General features: G+C 67.4%; 14 protein-coding genes and 1 pseudogene. 11 read left to right on the top strand and 4 right to left on the bottom strand.

Translation table 11 applies throughout. The features are described from left to right. Positions 1–34 precede the first annotated feature (34 nt). The gene (locus BMY35_RS13850) at positions 35–946 is read left to right on the top strand and encodes a LysR family transcriptional regulator (RefSeq protein WP_093199715.1); all 912 of its coding nucleotides are present in this window, start codon (positions 35–37) and stop codon (positions 944–946) included. A 30-nt stretch (positions 947–976) separates the two neighbouring features. Here the strand turns inward: BMY35_RS13850 and BMY35_RS13845 are convergent, their stop codons facing one another. Together BMY35_RS13845 and BMY35_RS13840 are read right to left on the bottom strand one after the other, a co-directional pair. Next, entirely contained in the window at positions 977–1,726 is a 750-nt protein-coding gene (locus tag BMY35_RS13845; RefSeq protein WP_093199713.1) for a TerC family protein, read from the bottom strand. 134 nt (positions 1,727–1,860) lie between these two features. After that, positions 1,861–2,298, bottom strand: a complete 438-nt coding sequence (locus BMY35_RS13840; RefSeq protein WP_093199710.1) for a VOC family protein — start codon at positions 2,296–2,298, stop codon at positions 1,861–1,863. Positions 2,299–2,447: 149 nt separating this feature from the next. Here BMY35_RS13840 and BMY35_RS13835 point away from each other — a divergent pair, with 149 nt between their 5' ends. The 8 genes from BMY35_RS13835 (at position 2,448) to BMY35_RS13800 (ending at position 12,078) form a co-directional block, all read left to right on the top strand. After that, positions 2,448–3,578 (top strand): hypothetical protein, encoded by a 1,131-nt coding sequence (locus BMY35_RS13835; protein WP_256228382.1) that lies wholly within the window; start codon positions 2,448–2,450, stop codon positions 3,576–3,578. A 313-nt stretch (positions 3,579–3,891) separates the two neighbouring features. Continuing rightward, positions 3,892–5,385, top strand: coding sequence for an NCS1 family nucleobase:cation symporter-1 (locus BMY35_RS13830; protein ID WP_093199705.1), 1,494 nt, complete (start codon positions 3,892–3,894; stop codon positions 5,383–5,385). Positions 5,386–5,415: 30 nt separating this feature from the next. Continuing rightward, positions 5,416–6,153: an aspartate/glutamate racemase family protein gene (locus tag BMY35_RS13825; RefSeq protein ID WP_093199703.1), complete on the top strand. Its 738-nt coding sequence runs from the start codon at positions 5,416–5,418 to the stop codon at positions 6,151–6,153. Positions 6,154–6,167: 14 nt separating this feature from the next. Further along, the gene (locus BMY35_RS13820; RefSeq protein WP_093199700.1) at positions 6,168–6,926 is read left to right on the top strand and encodes a GntR family transcriptional regulator; all 759 of its coding nucleotides are present in this window, start codon (positions 6,168–6,170) and stop codon (positions 6,924–6,926) included. 20 nt (positions 6,927–6,946) lie between these two features. After that, entirely contained in the window at positions 6,947–7,486 is a 540-nt protein-coding gene (locus BMY35_RS13815) for a helix-turn-helix transcriptional regulator (RefSeq protein WP_093199697.1), read from the top strand. Between the two features lie 120 nt (positions 7,487–7,606). Continuing rightward, positions 7,607–9,379 carry an EAL domain-containing protein gene (locus tag BMY35_RS13810; RefSeq protein WP_093199694.1) on the top strand — a complete coding sequence of 591 codons (1,773 nt, stop codon included), beginning with the start codon at positions 7,607–7,609 and terminating at the stop codon, positions 9,377–9,379. Between the two features lie 72 nt (positions 9,380–9,451). Beyond that, complete coding sequence (locus BMY35_RS13805) at positions 9,452–10,438, top strand: NAD-dependent epimerase/dehydratase family protein (RefSeq protein WP_093199691.1); 987 nt, start codon at positions 9,452–9,454, stop codon at positions 10,436–10,438. A gap of 149 nt (positions 10,439–10,587) precedes the next feature. After that, positions 10,588–12,078 carry a nucleobase:cation symporter-2 family protein gene (locus BMY35_RS13800; RefSeq protein WP_093199689.1) on the top strand — a complete coding sequence of 497 codons (1,491 nt, stop codon included), beginning with the start codon at positions 10,588–10,590 and terminating at the stop codon, positions 12,076–12,078. A gap of 114 nt (positions 12,079–12,192) precedes the next feature. Here the strand turns inward: BMY35_RS13800 and BMY35_RS13795 are convergent, their stop codons facing one another. Together BMY35_RS13795 and BMY35_RS13790 are read right to left on the bottom strand one after the other, a co-directional pair. After that, positions 12,193–13,050 (bottom strand): aldo/keto reductase, encoded by an 858-nt coding sequence (locus tag BMY35_RS13795; RefSeq protein ID WP_093199687.1) that lies wholly within the window; start codon positions 13,048–13,050, stop codon positions 12,193–12,195. Between the two features lie 43 nt (positions 13,051–13,093). Continuing rightward, a complete protein-coding gene (locus tag BMY35_RS13790) occupies positions 13,094–14,521 on the bottom strand; it encodes a sensor histidine kinase (protein WP_093199685.1) in 1,428 nt (475 codons plus the stop codon). A 350-nt stretch (positions 14,522–14,871) separates the two neighbouring features. Between BMY35_RS13790 and BMY35_RS13785 the strand changes: the two genes are divergently transcribed. Next, entirely contained in the window at positions 14,872–15,957 is a 1,086-nt protein-coding gene (locus BMY35_RS13785; RefSeq protein WP_093199683.1) for a tartrate dehydrogenase, read from the top strand. 36 nt (positions 15,958–15,993) lie between these two features. Further along, positions 15,994–16,235: pseudogene (locus tag BMY35_RS13780) on the top strand (ABC transporter permease); the annotation flags it as partial.

Genomic DNA, 16,235 nt, shown 5'->3' with positions numbered 1-16,235 from the left:
TGACCATGGCATCGATGTTTGCGATGCTTCCCGGATGATCAACGAACTCAAGACCTTCATCGCGGTGTGCAAGCTCGGCACCTTCGCTGCCGCCGGCGACCGCATCGGTCTCACGCAGTCCGCGGTGAGCAGCCAGATGAAGCGCCTCGAGGAGGCACTGGGCTTCGAGCTCTTCGACCGCACCGGCCGCTCGGCCACGCTGAACGTCGCGGGGCAGACGACGCTGCCGCGCGCCGAAGAGATCTGCGCCCTCTTCGCCAGCCTGGGCGAGCTTCCCCAAGGCGACGCTGCGCAGGGCCTCCTGCGCGTCGGCTCGATCGCCTCGGCGCAGCCCACGCTGCTGGCGCGCGCGCTCGAGCAGATGCGCAAATCATTTCCGCTCGTGCGCGTGCACGTGTCGCCCGGTGTCTCGATGCGCCTGATGGACGACCTGGACGCCGGCAAGATCGATGCGGCCGTGATCATCCGCCCGCCCTTCGGGATGCCCGCGGACCTGACCTGGCGGCCGCTGGTGCACGAGCCCTTCGTGCTGGCCGTGCCCAGGTCCCTGCCCGCCACCAGGGACTGGCGCACGCTGATCCAGGAACAGCCCTTTCTTCGCTACGACAGGGCTTCTTTCGGGGGGCGCATGGTCGAGGCGTTCCTGCGCCGCGAGGGTCTTTCGGTCAACGACGCGATCGAGGTCGACGAGATTCCCGGGCTGATCCACATGGCTTCGCGCGGCCTCGGCGTGGCGCTGGTGCCGATGGTCGAAGCGCATCTTCCGTTGCCGGAAGGCGTGCGCGTCGTGCCGCTTGGCGACTTCACCTTCCACCGCGAGATCGGCCTGCTGCAGCGCAAGCCCAGGGCCAGCCCGCCCATGGTGGCGCACTTCGCCCGATGCCTGAGCGATGCGGCCGCAAAGGTGGCCGCAACGGCGCCCGGGAAGCGCCGCCGCTCGCCATAGGCTTGCCCGCAGCTCGCCCCGGTCTCGGTCTCAGTCGCCCGGGATGCGGGGCGGGTTCAGTTCCACGCGCCGGGCCGCCTTCTTGCGCATGCGGATGTTGAGCATTTCCACGGTCAGCGAGAAGGCCATCGCGAAGTACACGTAGCCCTTGGGCACGTGATTGTCGAAGCCCTCGGCGACGAGCACGACGCCCACGACCACAAGGAAGGACAGCGCCAGCATCTTGATGGTGGGATGGGCGGAGACGAAGCGGCCGATCGGGCCGGCGAACAGCATCATCAGCAGCACCGAAGCGATCACCGCCGCGATCATGACGCGCACGTCGTCCACCATGCCCACGGCCGTGATGATCGAGTCGAGCGAGAACACCAGGTCGATGATCATGATCTGCAGGATCACCGACGCGAAGGTCGCCTTGGCGGCGCTCTGCTTCTGCTCGTGCTCGCCTTCCAGCGACTGATGGACTTCGCTCGTGCTCTTCCAGATAAGGAACAGGCCGCCCAGGATGAGGATCAGGTCGCGGCCCGAGATCTCCTGGCTGAACACGGTGAAGAGCGGCGTCACCAGGCCGACGATCCAGGCAAGCACCAGCAGCAGGCCGATGCGCATGAACATGGCCATGAAGAGGCCGATGCGCCGCGCGAACTCCCGCTGTGCCAGCGGCAGCTTGTCGACCAGGATCGAGATGAAGATGATGTTGTCGATTCCGAGGACCAGTTCCAGCGCGGTCAGGGTGGCGAAGGCAATCCAGACCTGGGGATCGGTAAGAAGTTCGAGCATGGGCGCGGCTGTGTTGCGTCAACGCGCGGTCGGCGACCGCGGCGGGCGTGCGCATCTTAAGGGCGCATACGCAACCGGCGCCAGCGTCCCCGCGGCCCATGGGCCCTTGAGCCCTTGGGTCATTGCCCCCTCGCTCAGCGGGCGAAAAGCGAGCTCAGGTCGGCGAAGGACTTCATCTCGATGGCGTTGCCCGAAGGGTCGAGGAAGAACATCGTCGCCTGTTCGCCCGGCTCGCCCTTGAAGCGGATGTACGGCTCGATGACGAACTCGGTGCCGTGCGCCACGAGCTTGTCGGCCATGGCCTGCCATTGCTCCATGGGAACGATGGCGCCGAAGTGCCGCACCGGCACGTCGTGGCCATCGACCGGGCTGCTCTGGCGATGGCCGCACTCCTCGGGCGCAAGGTGCGCCACGATCTGGTGGCCGTAGAAATCGAAGTCGACCCACTCGGGGGCGCTGCGGCCTTCGGGACATCCCAGCAGGCCGCCGTAGAAGGCGCGCGCCTCGGCGATATCGCGCACGGGGAAGGCGAGGTGGAACGGGATGCGGGTGTTTGTGTTCGTGCTGCTCATGGCTTTCCATCGGTTCAAGGGGATGGATGCGACTCTAGGCAGCGTCTCTCATTATCGAAAGCGATATATTTTTCTCGTGAGCTCCACGGATTTCGATGAATCCGTCAGGCGACACTTCGGGGCATCGAATCCCCGAGCCCATATCGAAGATGCCCGAGACGCCACCATCTCCTGCCGACCACGACCGCCAGCAAACGCCATCACCGACGGCCGGGCTGTGGGCAGGGCTGTCGAGGCTCTTCGGCAGGAGCGCTCCCGCACAGGCGATGCCGCGGGGAACAGGCAGCGGCAAGGCAGGCATCCACCCCTGGCTCGCCGCTGGCGAACAGGTGAACGCCGACGTGCTGATCGACGGCAAGGTCGTAGCCCGGCTGGAGCACAAGGCCGCGAGCCCCGGATTGAAGAGGTTGCCCGCGGTGGTGTTCGATCTGCCCGTCGGGCTCAAGCGGATCGAGCTGCGCGGATCGCACATCGACGCGCAAGGACAAGCCACCTCGTTCAAGAAGCGCTGGACCGTGTACGACATGGCTTCCGTGTCCCATCCGCTCTACGACAGGAGCCTGCCCCTGCCCGACCGGATCCGGGCCTTCGGCAAGCAGTCCCGACTGATCGACGTGGGCGATCCGCGCTTGCCCGACGGCATCGGCGCGGAAGCAGCCCTTGTCGAATCGGAAGCGCGCCTGAACGTCCGGCTGCCCGCACCGGTGCGCGAAGTGCTGTGCGGCGCAGGCATCGGGATCGAAAATTCCTACCTCCTGCCTCCCCACGGCCTGCAGACACCCATCGATCTGCTGTCGGGCCTGGGTGGACATACCCTCAGCGGCGGCGACCACGCTCTGGACGCCCTGCTGCCTCCTTCCGTCCTTGCACGCTATCGGCGCAGCGTGGTCGTCTTCGTTGAGATCGGCGATGGCCTGGGCGCATTGGCGTGGGACCCCGAGGGCGTCGTTCCGCAGGAGCCGCCCAACACTGCGGGAGACGAAGGCAACCCCGGCGCCCGGCCCGCGACGCCGAATGAAGGCGTCTGGTACTGGCTCCACCAGGGGCACATCGCCGAGCCCGCGCTGCTGCTGGACGACGACTACAAGCCACGGGATGCCGAGGCAGCCTTGACCAGCATATTCAAGCGCCTTCCTCTGTCGGCGGCCTCGCCCGGATCCTCGGACCATCTGCTGGTGGACACCGCCCACCCGCGCAACCTGCTGCAGCTTCACTTCGACGAACCGCGCAAGCCCGGGCTGCGGCTTCGCAGCTACGACTACCACTGCAGCCTCTACTGAGCGCTGAGCGCCGTCCCCTCGCGACCGCCCTGGCCGCGGGCAGCTATCCAGACCCCAAAAAGGTGCACAGCCTGTACCCAAGGCTGTGCAAGCCCTCCGGGACTGGGGCCGGTTTGCGCCTGGGCGCCTGGAAATAGACCGGCGTTTCACCCGCGCGAATGCGCGACGCAACAGGGAATCTACGGATATATGATTCCTCGAATGGCCTTGATTGAGATCAATTTTTGTATACAAATAACGCATCCGAAAGTCCGGCGCGAAATTTGCGTCAAAAAAGAGTCCCAATCCAACTCCACTCGAAAGAGGAAAGACCATGAGCACAGTCGTCAGCCACGCCCCCGCCGGGGCAAGCGAAGCCGGCATTGCGCCGCACGCGGAATCGAACGCCCTCATCAAGCCCGGCTACCACCCGCGCCTGACCAACGAAGACCTCGCTCCGCTGAAGAAGCAGACCTGGGGCCAATACAACATCTTTGCCTTCTGGATGTCGGACGTGCACAGCGTGGGCGGCTACATCACGGCCGGCAGCCTGTTCGCGCTGGGCCTTTCGAGCTGGCAGGTGCTGGTGTCGCTGCTGGTGGGCATCGTGATCGTGCAGATCTTCTGCAACCTCGTGGCCAAGCCCAGCCAGGTGACGGGCGTGCCCTACCCCGTGGTGTGCCGCGCGCCCTTCGGCGTGCTGGGCGCGAACATCCCGGCCATCATCCGCGGGCTGATCGCGGTGGCCTGGTACGGCGTGCAGACCTACCTCGCTTCGGCCGCCTTCATGGTGCTGGCGCTGCACATGGCGCCGGGACTGGCGCCGTATGCCGAGGTCTCGAAGTACGGCTTCGCGGGCCTGTCCGCCCTCGGCTGGGTCGCGTTCATGGTCATGTGGGTGCTGCAGGCCTTCGTGTTCTGGCACGGCATGGACGCCATCCGCAAGTTCATCGACTGGGCCGGCCCGGCGGTGTACGTGGTCATGGCCATCCTTTGCGGCTGGCTGGTGTGGAAGGCCGGCTGGAGCAAGATCGACCTGAACCTGGGCGGCATCAAGTTCCAGGGCTGGGACGCGCTGCCCGTGATGCTCTCGGCCATCGCGCTGGTGGTGAGCTACTTCAGCGGCCCGATGCTCAACTTCGGCGACTTCTCGCGCTACGGCAAGAGCTTCGAGGCCGTGAAGAAGGGCAACTTCTGGGGCCTGCCGGTGAACTTCGTGTTCTTCTCGCTGCTGACCGTCATCACCACCGCCGCCACGCTGCCCGTGTTCGGCGAGCTCATCACCGACCCGGTGCACACCGTGGGCAAGATCGACAGCACCACCGCCGTCGTGCTGGGCGCGCTGACCTTCATGATCGCCACCATCGGCATCAACATCGTCGCAAACTTCGTCTCGCCGGCCTTCGACTTCTCCAACGTGGCGCCGCAGCACATCAGCTGGCGCACGGGCGGCATGATCGCCGCCGTGGGCTCGGTGTTCCTCACGCCGTGGAACCTCTACAACAGCCCCGAAGTCATCCACTACACGCTCGACGTGCTGGGCTCGTTCATCGGGCCGCTGTTCGGCATTCTCATTGCCGACTACTACATCGTGCGCAAGCAGCGCATCGACGTGGACGCGCTCTACAGCATGAGCCCCAAGGGCGAATACTGGTACAGCGGCGGCTACAACCCGAAGGCGATCCAGGCGCTGGTGCCGGCGGCCATCGTGCCGATCCTGTGCGTGATGGTGCCGACGCTGCGCGGCGCCGCCAACTACGCGTGGTTCATCGGCATGGGCCTGGGCTTCATCATCTACGCCGTGCTGAACCGCAACGACAAGACTTGAACTTCTAGAGAGAAAGAAAGGGACCGCGCCGTGCGCATCAAGATCATCAATCCGAACACCACCTGGAGCATGACCGAGAAGATCGGCGCATGCGCCCGCGCGGTGGCGCACGCCGGCACCGAGATCGTCGCCGTGAGCCCGGCCATGGGGCCGGTCTCCATCGAGAGCCACTACGACGAGGCCCTCGCCGTTCCGGGCCTGCTGCAGGAGATCGCGGCGGGCGAGCGCGAAGGCGTCGACGGCTACGTGATCGCCTGCTTCGGCGACCCGGGCCTGAAGGCCGCGCGCGAACTGGCACGCGGCCCCGTGGTGGGCATCGCCGAAGCGGCGATGCACCTGGCCAGCATGATCGGCAGCCGCTTCAGCGTGGTGACCACGCTGGGCCGCACCATCGGGCAGGCCTGGCACCTGGCCGAGATCTACGGCATGGAACGCTTCTGCGCCAACGTGCGCGCCTGCGAGCTGCCGGTGCTCGAGCTGGAGGAGCCCGGCTCGCGGGCGCGCGAACGCATCGTCGAAGAGTGCCGCCGCGCGCTGGAAGAAGACGGCACCGACTGCATCGTGCTCGGTTGCGCCGGCATGACCGACCTGTGCGAGCACATCGAGGGCGTGCTGGGCGTGCCCGTGATCGACGGCGTGGCCGCGGGTACCAAGCTCATCGAGTCGCTGGTGGCGCTGAAGCTTCGCACCAGCAAGCGCGGTGAGCTGGCAAAGCCCCTGCCCAAGCCCATCATTGGCGCCCTCGAGGGTTTCACCCTCGAGCGGTAGGCCACAATCCGCGCATGCCCCGCGCCAGTTCCAAACCCTCCGCTTCCCCTGCTGCCGCCGCCGTTCCGGACGAGAACGGCACGGCCGCGACCGACAAGAACAGTTCCATCGAGAGCATCGCCAACGACATCGCCACCGCGATCGTCGAGAAGCGCCTGCCGCCCGGCACCTGGCTGCGCGAAGAGGCGCTGGGCCGGGTGTATTCGGTGAGCCGCACCAAGGTGCGCGCCGCGCTGCTGATGCTGTCGAAGGACAAGCTCATCGAGATGATTCCCGACAAGGGCGCCTTCGTGAGCCAGCCCTCGGTGGAAGAGGCCCGCGAGGTGTTCGCCGTGCGCCGCATCCTCGAGAGCGAGGTGGTGCGCCTTTTCATCGCCTCCGCCCGGCCGCGCGACTACCAGGTGCTGGAGCAGCACATCAAGTTCGAGCGCGCCGCGTTGCGCCAGACCACCACCACGGGCACGGTACGCGAGAAGCTGCTGGGCGACTTCCACGTGGCGCTGGCCGAGGCCACGGGCAACCGCACGCTGGCCGAGCTGGTGCGCGAACTGGTGGCGCGCAGCTCGCTGATCGCCATGCTGTACCACTCGTCGAACGACCCGCATTGCTCGTCGGACGAGCACTCCGATTTCCTGCGCCTGTGCCGCAAGGGCGACGTCGAAGCCGCCGTGACGAGCATGATCGACCACCTGGAGCGCATCGAGGCCAGCCTCGAACTCGGCACCGACAAGCCCGACCGCCAGCTCGACCTGGTCAAGGCGCTGCTGGCCTGACAGCGAAGGAGCAGGCGGCCATGCGCAAGAACCTCGGCCTCGCGCTGCGCCAGATGCGGCTGCTGCGCGGCATCAAGCAGACGCACTTCGCGCAGCTGATGGGCGTGAACCAGGCGACGGTGTCGCGCTGGGAGCGCGGCCAGCTCGCGCTTTCCCCGGCGCAGCAGGCCATGGCGCACCGGCTGCTCGCGGCGGCGTGCGATTCGGCGCAGGACGCCGCGCTGAAGCGGCTGGTCGAATCGTCCGCGCGCAAGGTGCACCTGGTCTGCGACCGCACGCACCGGCTGCTGGCGGCCTCGCCGTCGCGCCAGGCCGAATGGCGCGCCGACGCCAGCGAATTCATGGGCCGGTCGCTGATCGGCTATGCCTCCCGCGAGATCCTCGAGGCCGAGGCCACCCTCGATGGATTGGGCTGGCACGCGGGCGAACTCTCGTCGCTCGAGGTCGCGACCGGAGCTAACGCCGACCGGATCGTCCCGATCCTGCCCGGGCGCGTGCTCTGGGAACGCATCGCGCTGGCCGACGGGAGCGCGGGGCGCATCGTCACCACGATCGCCTGATCCCACGGCCCCATGAGGGCCGATGCTGCTTGCTGTCACACAAGCGCGTCATGCTGTAGGCCGAATGGACTACGCGCCCGCCTTTTCCCGCGGGCGCGGCCGACGCACCACCTTCACAGCATGTCCCGGCAAATCAGGCCCAGCGCCGTCCCCACCCCGCATCCGGCGATCTCTCCGTTCTTCCAGCCCATCGTGGACCTGCGCCAGGGAACGGTCCTCGGCCACGAGGCACTCATCCGGGGCGCGGCGGGCACCGCGCTCCACAGCCCCCAGGCCCTGTTCGCGCTGGCCGCCGCCGAATCGCGGCTGACCGGGTTCGAGCTGCACTGCGTCGAGGTCATCCTGGCTCACTGGGGCCGGCTGGCCAAGCCGGGCAGGCTCTTCGTGAACATGAGCGCCGACGCATTGATCGCCGCCATGGGTTTCGCGAACGGCGCATGTCCCTTCGAGCGCATGCTCGCGCAGCACGGCATCGCGGCCCGCGACGTGACGGTGGAGCTCACCGAGCAGCGCGCGGCCGGCGACGCCGAGGCGCTGCGGCAGGCGGTCAACGCGCTGCACGCCCTGGGAGCCCGGCTGGCGCTCGACGACTTCGGCGAGGGCCACTCGAACCTGCGGCGCTGGAAGGACCTGCGGCCCGACTTCGTCAAGATCGACAAGCTGCTGACCCAAGGCGTCGCAAGCAGCCCCCTGAGCGTGGAACTGGTGCGCGCCATCGTCGGCCTGGGCATCGCGCTGGGCACGCAGCTCGTGGCCGAAGGCGTGGAAGACGCCCAGGACCTCCGCGTGCTGCGCGACCTGGGCATCGCCTACGGCCAGGGCTACCTGTTCGGCCGCCCCGCGCCGGCGCTGCAGCCCACGCTGCCCGAGCCCGCGGCGGCCGTCATCCGGGACACCCGCATCGCGGTGATGCCGCATGCATCGCAGCCTTCGCAGCCCGACGTGCTGCGCAGCCTTTCCGTCATACAGGCGCCGGCGCTGCACCCGATGACGCCGATCGACGAGGTCTCCAACATCTTCCAGAAGCACCCCGAGCTGCACGCGCTGGCAGTGGTCGACCAGGGGCGCCCGGTGGCGCTCATCAACCGGCAGTCGTTCATGAACGACTACGCGCGGCTGTACTTCCGCGAGGTGCACGGCCGCCGGCCCTGCATGTCCTACAGCGGCACCAGCCCGCGCATCGTGGAGCGCGAGGACAACGTCGAGAACCTGCTCGGCATCCTGATGTCGGAAGACCAGCGCTACCTGAGCGAAGGCTTCATCGTGACCGAGAAGAAGCGCTACGTGGGGCTGGGCACCGGCGACCAGCTCGTGCGCGCCGTGACCGAGGCGCGCATCGAGGCCGCGCGGCACGCGAACCCGCTGACCTTCCTGCCGGGGAACATTCCCATCAACATTCACGTCGCGCGCCTGCTCGCCAGCGGCGTCGACTTCGTCGCCTGCTATGCCGACCTGAACAACTTCAAGGTCTTCAACGACCACTACGGCTACTGGCGCGGCGACGAGATGATCCTGCTGCTCGCGCGCCTCGCGATGCGGCACGCGGACCCTCATCGCGACTTCGTCGGCCACATCGGCGGCGACGACTTCCTGGTGATGTTCCAGAGCCCCGACTGGCTGCAGCGATGCACGGACCTGATCGCGGACTTCAACCGCCAGGCGCTCGAGCTCTACGACGAAGCGGCGCGCCAGGCCGGTGGCGTCGAAGGCGAGGACCGGCACGGCGTGGTCCGCTTCACGCCCTGCGCCACGCTTTCCATCGGCGCGGTGCACATCGCGCCGGGCATGTTCGATCACGCGGAGGACGTGGCCGGCGAAGCGGCCATCGCCAAGCACGATGCGAAGCTGGCCGCATCCGGCCTCACCGTGCGCGAGGCTCGCCCCCGCGCCTGACGCCTGACGCCTGACGCACAACGCATAACTTATGCGTGGACGGCCCCATGCACGGGCGATAGTCTTGCGGCCATGACCATCATGATCACCGGCAGCGCCGGCCACCTCGGCGAGGCCCTGATGCGTACGCTTCGCGCCACCTCGCAAGACGCCCGCGGCATAGACATCGTTCCTTCCGAATTCACCGACCGCACCGGCACCATCGCCGACCGCGCCTTCGTGCGCGAGTGCATGAAGGGCGTTCGCACCGTCATCCACGCGGCCACGCTGCACAAGCCGCACGTGGCGACGCACAGCCTGCAGGAGTTCGTCGACACAAACATCACGGGCACGCTGGTATTGCTCGAGGAGGCGGTGGCGGCTGGAGTCGAATCCTTCGTCTTCACGAGCACGACCAGCACCTTCGGCTCCGCGCTCACGCCCGCCGAGGGCATGCCGGCCGCATGGATCACCGAGGACGTGGTGCCCGTTCCCAAGAACATCTACGGCGTGACGAAGACATCGGCCGAGAGCCTGTGCGAGCTGTTCCACCGCAGGCAGCGCCTGCCCGTGGTGGTGCTGAAGACTTCGCGCTTCTTTCCCGAGGAAGACGACGATGCGGCCGCGCGCAGCCTCCATTCGCTGGACAACGCGCAGGCCAACGAGCTGCTGCACCGCCGCGCGGACATCGAGGACGTGGTCGAAGCGCATCTTCTGGCAGCCAGGCGCGCGCCGCGCATTGGCTTCGGCCGCTACATCGTCTCGGCCACCACGCCTTTCACGCGCGACGACCTGCCGATGCTGCGCGAGAGCGCGCCAGCCGTGCTGCGCCGCCTGTTCCCCGAGGCCGAAGCGCTCTATGCGAAGCGGGGCTGGACGCTGCCCGCCCGGCTGGATCGCGTCTACGTGAACGAACTCGCGCGGCGCGATCTCGGATGGCAACCGCGCCACGACTTCGCGCACGTGCTGCGCTGCCTGCGCGAAGGCCGCGATTTCCGCAGCCAACTCGCGCGCGACGTGGGCAGCAAGGGCTACCACGCGGAAACCTTCGACGAAGGGCCCTATCCCGTCGCCACCTAGGCCCTGCACCGGGTTCGGGTTTTCCTGAGTCCGGATTGTTGCATAAGTTGTATACAGTTTGGCGTACACAAACAGGGGTGTGCGCATGCCGAGCCGTGTCGCCGCCTCGCCTCGATCAATCTCTCTCTCGCCGCAGCAGGAGACACACGATGACGGCCGACAGCTCCCTCTCAACAGTCCATCCCGTGGACCAGCGGCTGCCCACGGGCAAGCTCGCGGCCCTCGGCCTGCAGCACGTGCTGGTGATGTATGCGGGCGCCGTCGCTGTGCCACTGATCGTCGGGCGCGCGCTCAAGCTCAGCCCCGACGAGGTCGCGCTGCTGATCTCGGCCGACCTGTTCTGCTGCGGCATCGCCACGCTGATCCAGGCGCTGGGCGCCACGCAGTTCTTCGGCATCAAGCTGCCGGTGATGATGGGCGTGACCTTCGCCTCCGTCGCGCCGATGGTCGCCATCGCCAACGCCAACCCCGGCCAGAACGGCGCGCAGCTTCTCTTCGGCGCGATCATCGGCGCGGGCGTGGTGTCGATACTCATAGCACCGCTTGTCAGCCGCATGCTGCGCTTCTTCCCGCCGGTGGTCACCGGCACCATCATCGCGGTCATCGGCATCAGCCTGATGCGCGTGGGCATCAACTGGATCTTCGGCAACCCCGTGGGCCCGACCGCTCCCGCGCTGGTCGACCCGGTGTATGCGAAGTGGCTCGCCGAGGTGACTTCGCCCGGCAGCTCCATTCCCGCCGTGCCCAAGGGCTTCGCGATCATGCCCACGGTGCCCAACCCCAAGTACGCCGATCTCTCGGGCTTCGGCGTGGCCGCCCTGGTGCTGGTGTCGATCCTGCTGATCGTGAAGTACGCCAAGGGCTTCATCGCCAACATCTCGGTGCTGCTGGGCATCGTGATCGGCGCCGTCGTCGCCTCCGTCACCGGGCTCATGACCTACGAGAAGGTGGGCAAGGCCGCGTGGGTCGACATCGTGCTGCCCTTCCACTTCGGCATGCCGCAGTTCGACCCCATCCTGATCCTCACGATGACCCTCATCATGATCGTGGTGATGATCGAATCGACCGGCATGTTCCTCGCGCTCGGCGAAATGACCGACCGCAAGATCAGCCAGAAGGACCTGGCCCGCGGCCTGCGCACCGACGGCCTGGGCACGCTGATCGGCGGCGTCTTCAACACCTTCCCGTACACCAGCTTCTCGCAGAATGTGGGCCTGGTGGCCGTCACCGGCATCAAGAGCCGCTATGTCTGCGTGGCCGGCGGCATCATCCTGATCGTGCTGGGCCTGCTGCCGAAGATGGCCGCGCTGGTCGAGTCGCTGCCCACCGTGGTGCTCGGCGGCGCTGGCCTCGTGATGTTCGGCATGGTGGCCGCCACCGGCATCCGCATCCTCTCGGGCGTGGACTTCAAGAACAACCGCCACAACGCGATGATCGTCGCGGTGTCGATCGGCATCGGCATGATTCCGCTGATCGCACCCAACTTCAAGCAATGGATGCCGCACGCCATCCACTCGCTGATCGAGTCGGGCATCCTGCTGGCGTCGATCGCGGCGGTGCTGCTGAACCTGTTCCTCAACGGCGCGAAGCACGACGAGAGCGCGGTCATCGCGGCTGCGAAGCACGCGGACGCGCACTGAACAAGCTCCCCCCAGGCTTCGCGCACTTCGTCTCGCTTCTCCACCCCCTTCCGGGGGCAACACCTGCGGCCCGGCAAAGCCGGTTCCGCGGTGTTCCACGAAAAAATCCGATCTTCAGATCATCGCCAACGGCGTTTTGCGCTTCGGCGGCGGATGCAGGCGATCCAGTTCGGCCAGGATCGCCGCATCGAGCTTCAGCGCGGCGGCGGCAAAGTTCTCCTTCAGGTGCGCGCTGCGCACAGCCTTCGGAATCGCGGCCACGCCGGGGCGTGCGATCACCGCGGCCAGCGCAAGCTGCGCGGCGGTCACGCCCAGCCGGGCGGCCAGATCGGCCAACCCGTCGTCTTCGGCCAGCGCGCCCTGGTCGATCGGGCTGTAGGCCATCAAGGGCATGCCGCGCTCCCGCTGCCACGGCAGCAGGCTGAACTCGGGGCCGCGCTCGCCGAGCGACAGGTACACCTGGTTGGCCGCGCAAACCGGTCCGTCGCCCGTCGCCTGCACCAGTTCTTCCATGTCGTCGGTGTCGAAGTTGCTGACGCCCCAGTGACTGATGCGGCCGTCCGCTACCAGCGAGTGCATCGCCGCCACCGTCTCGCGCAGCGGGTGGTTGCCCCTCCAGTGCAGCAGGTAGAGATCGATGGCGTCGAGCCCGAGCCGCTTCAGGCTGCGCTCGCAGGCATCGCGCGTGCCGCGCCGGCTGGCGTTGTGCGGATAGACCTTGCTGACGATGAAGAGCTCTTCGCGCCGAACGTCGCCCGCGCGCAGCGCTTCGCCGATGGCCTGGCCGAGCACGGTCTCGGCGCCGCCCTCGCCGTACATCTCGGCGGTGTCGATGAGGCGATAGCCGAGCACGATGGCTTCGCGCACGGCCTTGACCTCGGCCGCGCGATGGCTTGCGTTCTCGCCCATGCGCCATGTGCCGAGGCCCAGTACCGGCATCTCTCCGCCGGAAGGAAGTTGGAGTGTTCGCATCGGGCCATCCTAAGGGGGATGCGCCCACCTGTCAGCCAGCTTGTCAGCCCGCCGAGAGCGGCAGCCGCACGGTGGCGCACAGGCCGCGCCCCTCGTCGCCGTCGGCCAGCGCGATGCGGCCGCCGTGCTTCTCCAGCACAGACCTGACGATGGCCAGCCCAAGGCCGCTGCCCGACTGCGTCTGGTCCGGATTGCGGAAGAAGCGGTCGAACACACGCTCCCGCAGTGCGGGCGGGATGCCCGGGCCCCGGTCCGTCACGCGCAGCACCGCGTTCGACGATTCGCGCCCCACGCGCACCTTCACCACACCGCCATCCGGGCTGTACTTGATGGCGTTCTCCACCAGGTTGCTCACCATCGAGATCAGGCTCTCGCGCTCGCCGTGCACCTGGAGCGCGGCGGCCTCCTCCGAAGCGAAATCCAGCGAGATGCCGCGCGCCCGGGCCAGCGCCTCGACGAACTGCACGCGCTCCCGCACCAGCGCATCGAAGGAAAGCGTCGCCGGCGAGCCGCCCTGCGGCATCTCGTCGCTGCGCATCAGCTGCTGCAGCTGCCCCACCAGCCGCGCGGCGCGGTCGTTGCTTCGCAGCACGTGGGCCATGAGCTCGCGCTGGCCCGGATCGTCGGTCTGCTCCTTCAGCGACTCCACGTTCACGCGCATCGCATCGAGCGGCGTGCGCAGCTCGTTCGCCGCGTCGGCGATCAGACCGCGCTCGCGCGATGCCCGGTCGCGCACGCTGCGCAGCAGGCCGTTGATGCTGCTCACCAGCGGCTGCAGCTCCTTGTGCGGCGGCTCGAAGGTGAGCGGCGAAAGATCGGCCGGCCCGCGCTCGGACGTCTCCTTCGTCACCTGCCGCCACGGCCTGAGCGCGAGCATCACGGAGAGCCACGCGGGGAAGACGACGAAGGGCAGGCTGATGGCCAGCGGCAGCAGGTAGTAGCTGCGGTGCTCGATGGTGAAGTTCAGGCGCAGCACGTCCGGCTCGGCCAGCAGCACGCGCGTGTCCAGCAGCGGCGAGGTCATCGTGCGCGCGCGCCACAGGCGATCGCCGGCGCGCACGTTCTCCACCCGGCCGGGCACCGCCGTGTGCATGACCGGCGCCGTCGCCGACGAGTTGTAGATGAGCCGCCCCATCTGCCACACCTGCAGCACGGGCGCCTTGTCTTGCTCGGAGCTGAAGTCGCCCGAGGTTTCCAGCAGCGCCATGTCGAAGGCCTTCAACGTCTGCTGCTGGCGATCCGGGTGGGAGGCGAGGTTCTGCGCGCACGCGATGATGCTGTCGAAGACCTTGTCGTAGCGCACGAGGTCCGGCAGGTGGTTGGAGTCGTACAGGAAGAGCGCCAGCGTCGCGCTCCACAGCAGAGCGGCCACCGCGAGCTGCGCCAGCAGCAGGCGCCGCACGAGCGATGGCTGCAGCCATCGTCTGACGCGCCCCACAAGCGCTTTCGCGGCAACGGACAAGGGATTCATGGGCCTCCGGGCGAGCGGCTCCGGTGGAGCGCATCGCGAGCGCGCGGAGTATCCGGCACCGCTTGGCCGCCCGCTTCAGAAAGCCTTCATGAAGAGGGCGAAAGGGCCTTCGGGCATCGATGCCCGCAGGCTCCTTGCCTTCTAATTTTTAGAACTCAAAGTCAACTTCGTGACAAAGATCGATCTTTCTCCAGAGTGAAACCCCTCCGCACCGCCTTCTGATTTTGTCAAGGCAAACTGGGTGCGAACCCCCTCTTCGGGCCCGTTTCTCGCTTCTAGAATTTTTCGAGAGCCCCGCGTCACGAGCGTGGGCGCCCCCGAACGAAACGAACTTGGAACAGGTTGAGTCAATGCAGAAAAAACACAGGATCGCCGTCATTCCCGGAGACGGCATCGGCGTCGAAGTCATGCCCGAAGGTTTGCGCGTGCTCGACGCGGTCGGTCGCCGTTTCGGCATCGACTTCTCCTACGACCACTTCGACTGGGGCTCCGACCACTACGTGCGCACCGGCCTGATGATGCCGGCCGACTGGGCCGACAAGATCCAGGGCCACGACGCGATCTACTTCGGTGCGGTGGGCGCGCCCGACAAGGTGCCCGACCACATCGCCGTGTGGGGCCTGCTCATCAAGATCCGCCGCGACTTCGACCAGTACGTGAACCTGCGCCCCGTGCGCCTCATGCCCGGCGTGCCCGGCCCGCTGGCGCACCGCAAGCCCGGCGACATCGACTTCCTGGTGGTGCGCGAGAACACCGAGGGCGAATACACCTCCGTGGGCGGCCGCCTGTTCGAAGGCACGCCGCGCGAGATGGCGATCCAGGAGGCGGTGTTCACCCGCACCGGCGTGGACCGCATCATCGACTACGCGTTCCAGCTCGCCAACCGCCGCAAGCGCAAGAGCCTGACGGCCGCCACCAAGTCGAACGGCATCTCGATCACCATGCCCTACTGGGACGAGCGCCTGGCCGAGATCGCCACACGCTACCCCGACGTGGCGACGAACAAGTTCCACATCGACATCCTGTGCGCGCACTTCGTGCAGCACCCCGACTGGTTCGACGTGGTCGTGGCTTCCAACCTCTTCGGCGACATCCTGTCCGACCTGGGCCCGGCCTGCACCGGCACCATCGGCATCGCGCCCAGCGCCAACCTCAACCCCGAGCGCAAGTTCCCGTCGCTCTTCGAGCCGGTGCACGGCTCGGCGCCCGACATCGCGGGCAAGGGCATCGCCAACCCCATCGGCCAGATCTGGTCGGCCGCGCTGATGCTGGACCACCTCGGCGGTGACGACCCCGTCTACGCGCAAGCCTCGGCTGTCGTTCTCTCGGCCATCGAGACCGTGCTGAGCGAAGGCCCGCGCACCCGCGACATGGGCGGCACGGCCAACACGGTGGACGTGGGCCGCGCGATCGCCGAATGCATCTCGGCAGCATGACGCCCTGCCTCCCCTGTAGCGACCTGAGAGGCTGAGATGGGCCTGTTCCTGCTGAAGCGCACGCTGACGCTGATCGGCACCCTGATCGGCGCCTCGGTCATCGTCTTCCTCGTGCTCGAGATCCTGCCCGGCAACGCCGCGCAGATGCTCATGGGCCCCGACGCCTCGCCCGAGGCCGTGGCAGCCCTGGCCACCAAGCTCGGCCTCGACCAGCCCGCCTGGACGCGCTACTGGCACTGGATCGGCGGCCTGCTCACCGGCAACCTCGGCGACAGCTA

This window comes from Variovorax sp. YR750 (assembly GCF_900109805.1).
Lineage (GTDB): Bacteria > Pseudomonadota > Gammaproteobacteria > Burkholderiales > Burkholderiaceae_C > Variovorax > Variovorax gossypii.
This window is presented reverse-complemented; position numbering and strand designations above follow the sequence as displayed.

Bases quoted from the DNA above. Each gene is read 5' to 3' on its own strand.
- BMY35_RS13850 (WP_093199715.1), top strand. From the start codon at position 35: ATGATCAACGAACTCAAGACCTTCATCGCGGTGTGCAAGCTCGGCACC.
- BMY35_RS13845 (WP_093199713.1), bottom strand. From the start codon at position 1,726: ATGCTCGAACTTCTTACCGATCCCCAGGTCTGGATTGCCTTCGCCACC.
- BMY35_RS13840 (WP_093199710.1), bottom strand. From the start codon at position 2,298: ATGAGCAGCACGAACACAAACACCCGCATCCCGTTCCACCTCGCCTTC.
- BMY35_RS13835 (WP_256228382.1), top strand. From the start codon at position 2,448: ATGCCCGAGACGCCACCATCTCCTGCCGACCACGACCGCCAGCAAACG.
- BMY35_RS13830 (WP_093199705.1), top strand. From the start codon at position 3,892: ATGAGCACAGTCGTCAGCCACGCCCCCGCCGGGGCAAGCGAAGCCGGC.
- BMY35_RS13820 (WP_093199700.1), top strand. From the start codon at position 6,168: ATGCCCCGCGCCAGTTCCAAACCCTCCGCTTCCCCTGCTGCCGCCGCC.
- BMY35_RS13815 (WP_093199697.1), top strand. From the start codon at position 6,947: ATGCGCAAGAACCTCGGCCTCGCGCTGCGCCAGATGCGGCTGCTGCGC.
- BMY35_RS13810 (WP_093199694.1), top strand. From the start codon at position 7,607: ATGTCCCGGCAAATCAGGCCCAGCGCCGTCCCCACCCCGCATCCGGCG.
- BMY35_RS13805 (WP_093199691.1), top strand. From the start codon at position 9,452: ATGACCATCATGATCACCGGCAGCGCCGGCCACCTCGGCGAGGCCCTG.
- BMY35_RS13800 (WP_093199689.1), top strand. From the start codon at position 10,588: ATGACGGCCGACAGCTCCCTCTCAACAGTCCATCCCGTGGACCAGCGG.
- BMY35_RS13795 (WP_093199687.1), bottom strand. From the start codon at position 13,050: ATGCGAACACTCCAACTTCCTTCCGGCGGAGAGATGCCGGTACTGGGC.
- BMY35_RS13790 (WP_093199685.1), bottom strand. From the start codon at position 14,521: ATGAATCCCTTGTCCGTTGCCGCGAAAGCGCTTGTGGGGCGCGTCAGA.
- BMY35_RS13785 (WP_093199683.1), top strand. From the start codon at position 14,872: ATGCAGAAAAAACACAGGATCGCCGTCATTCCCGGAGACGGCATCGGC.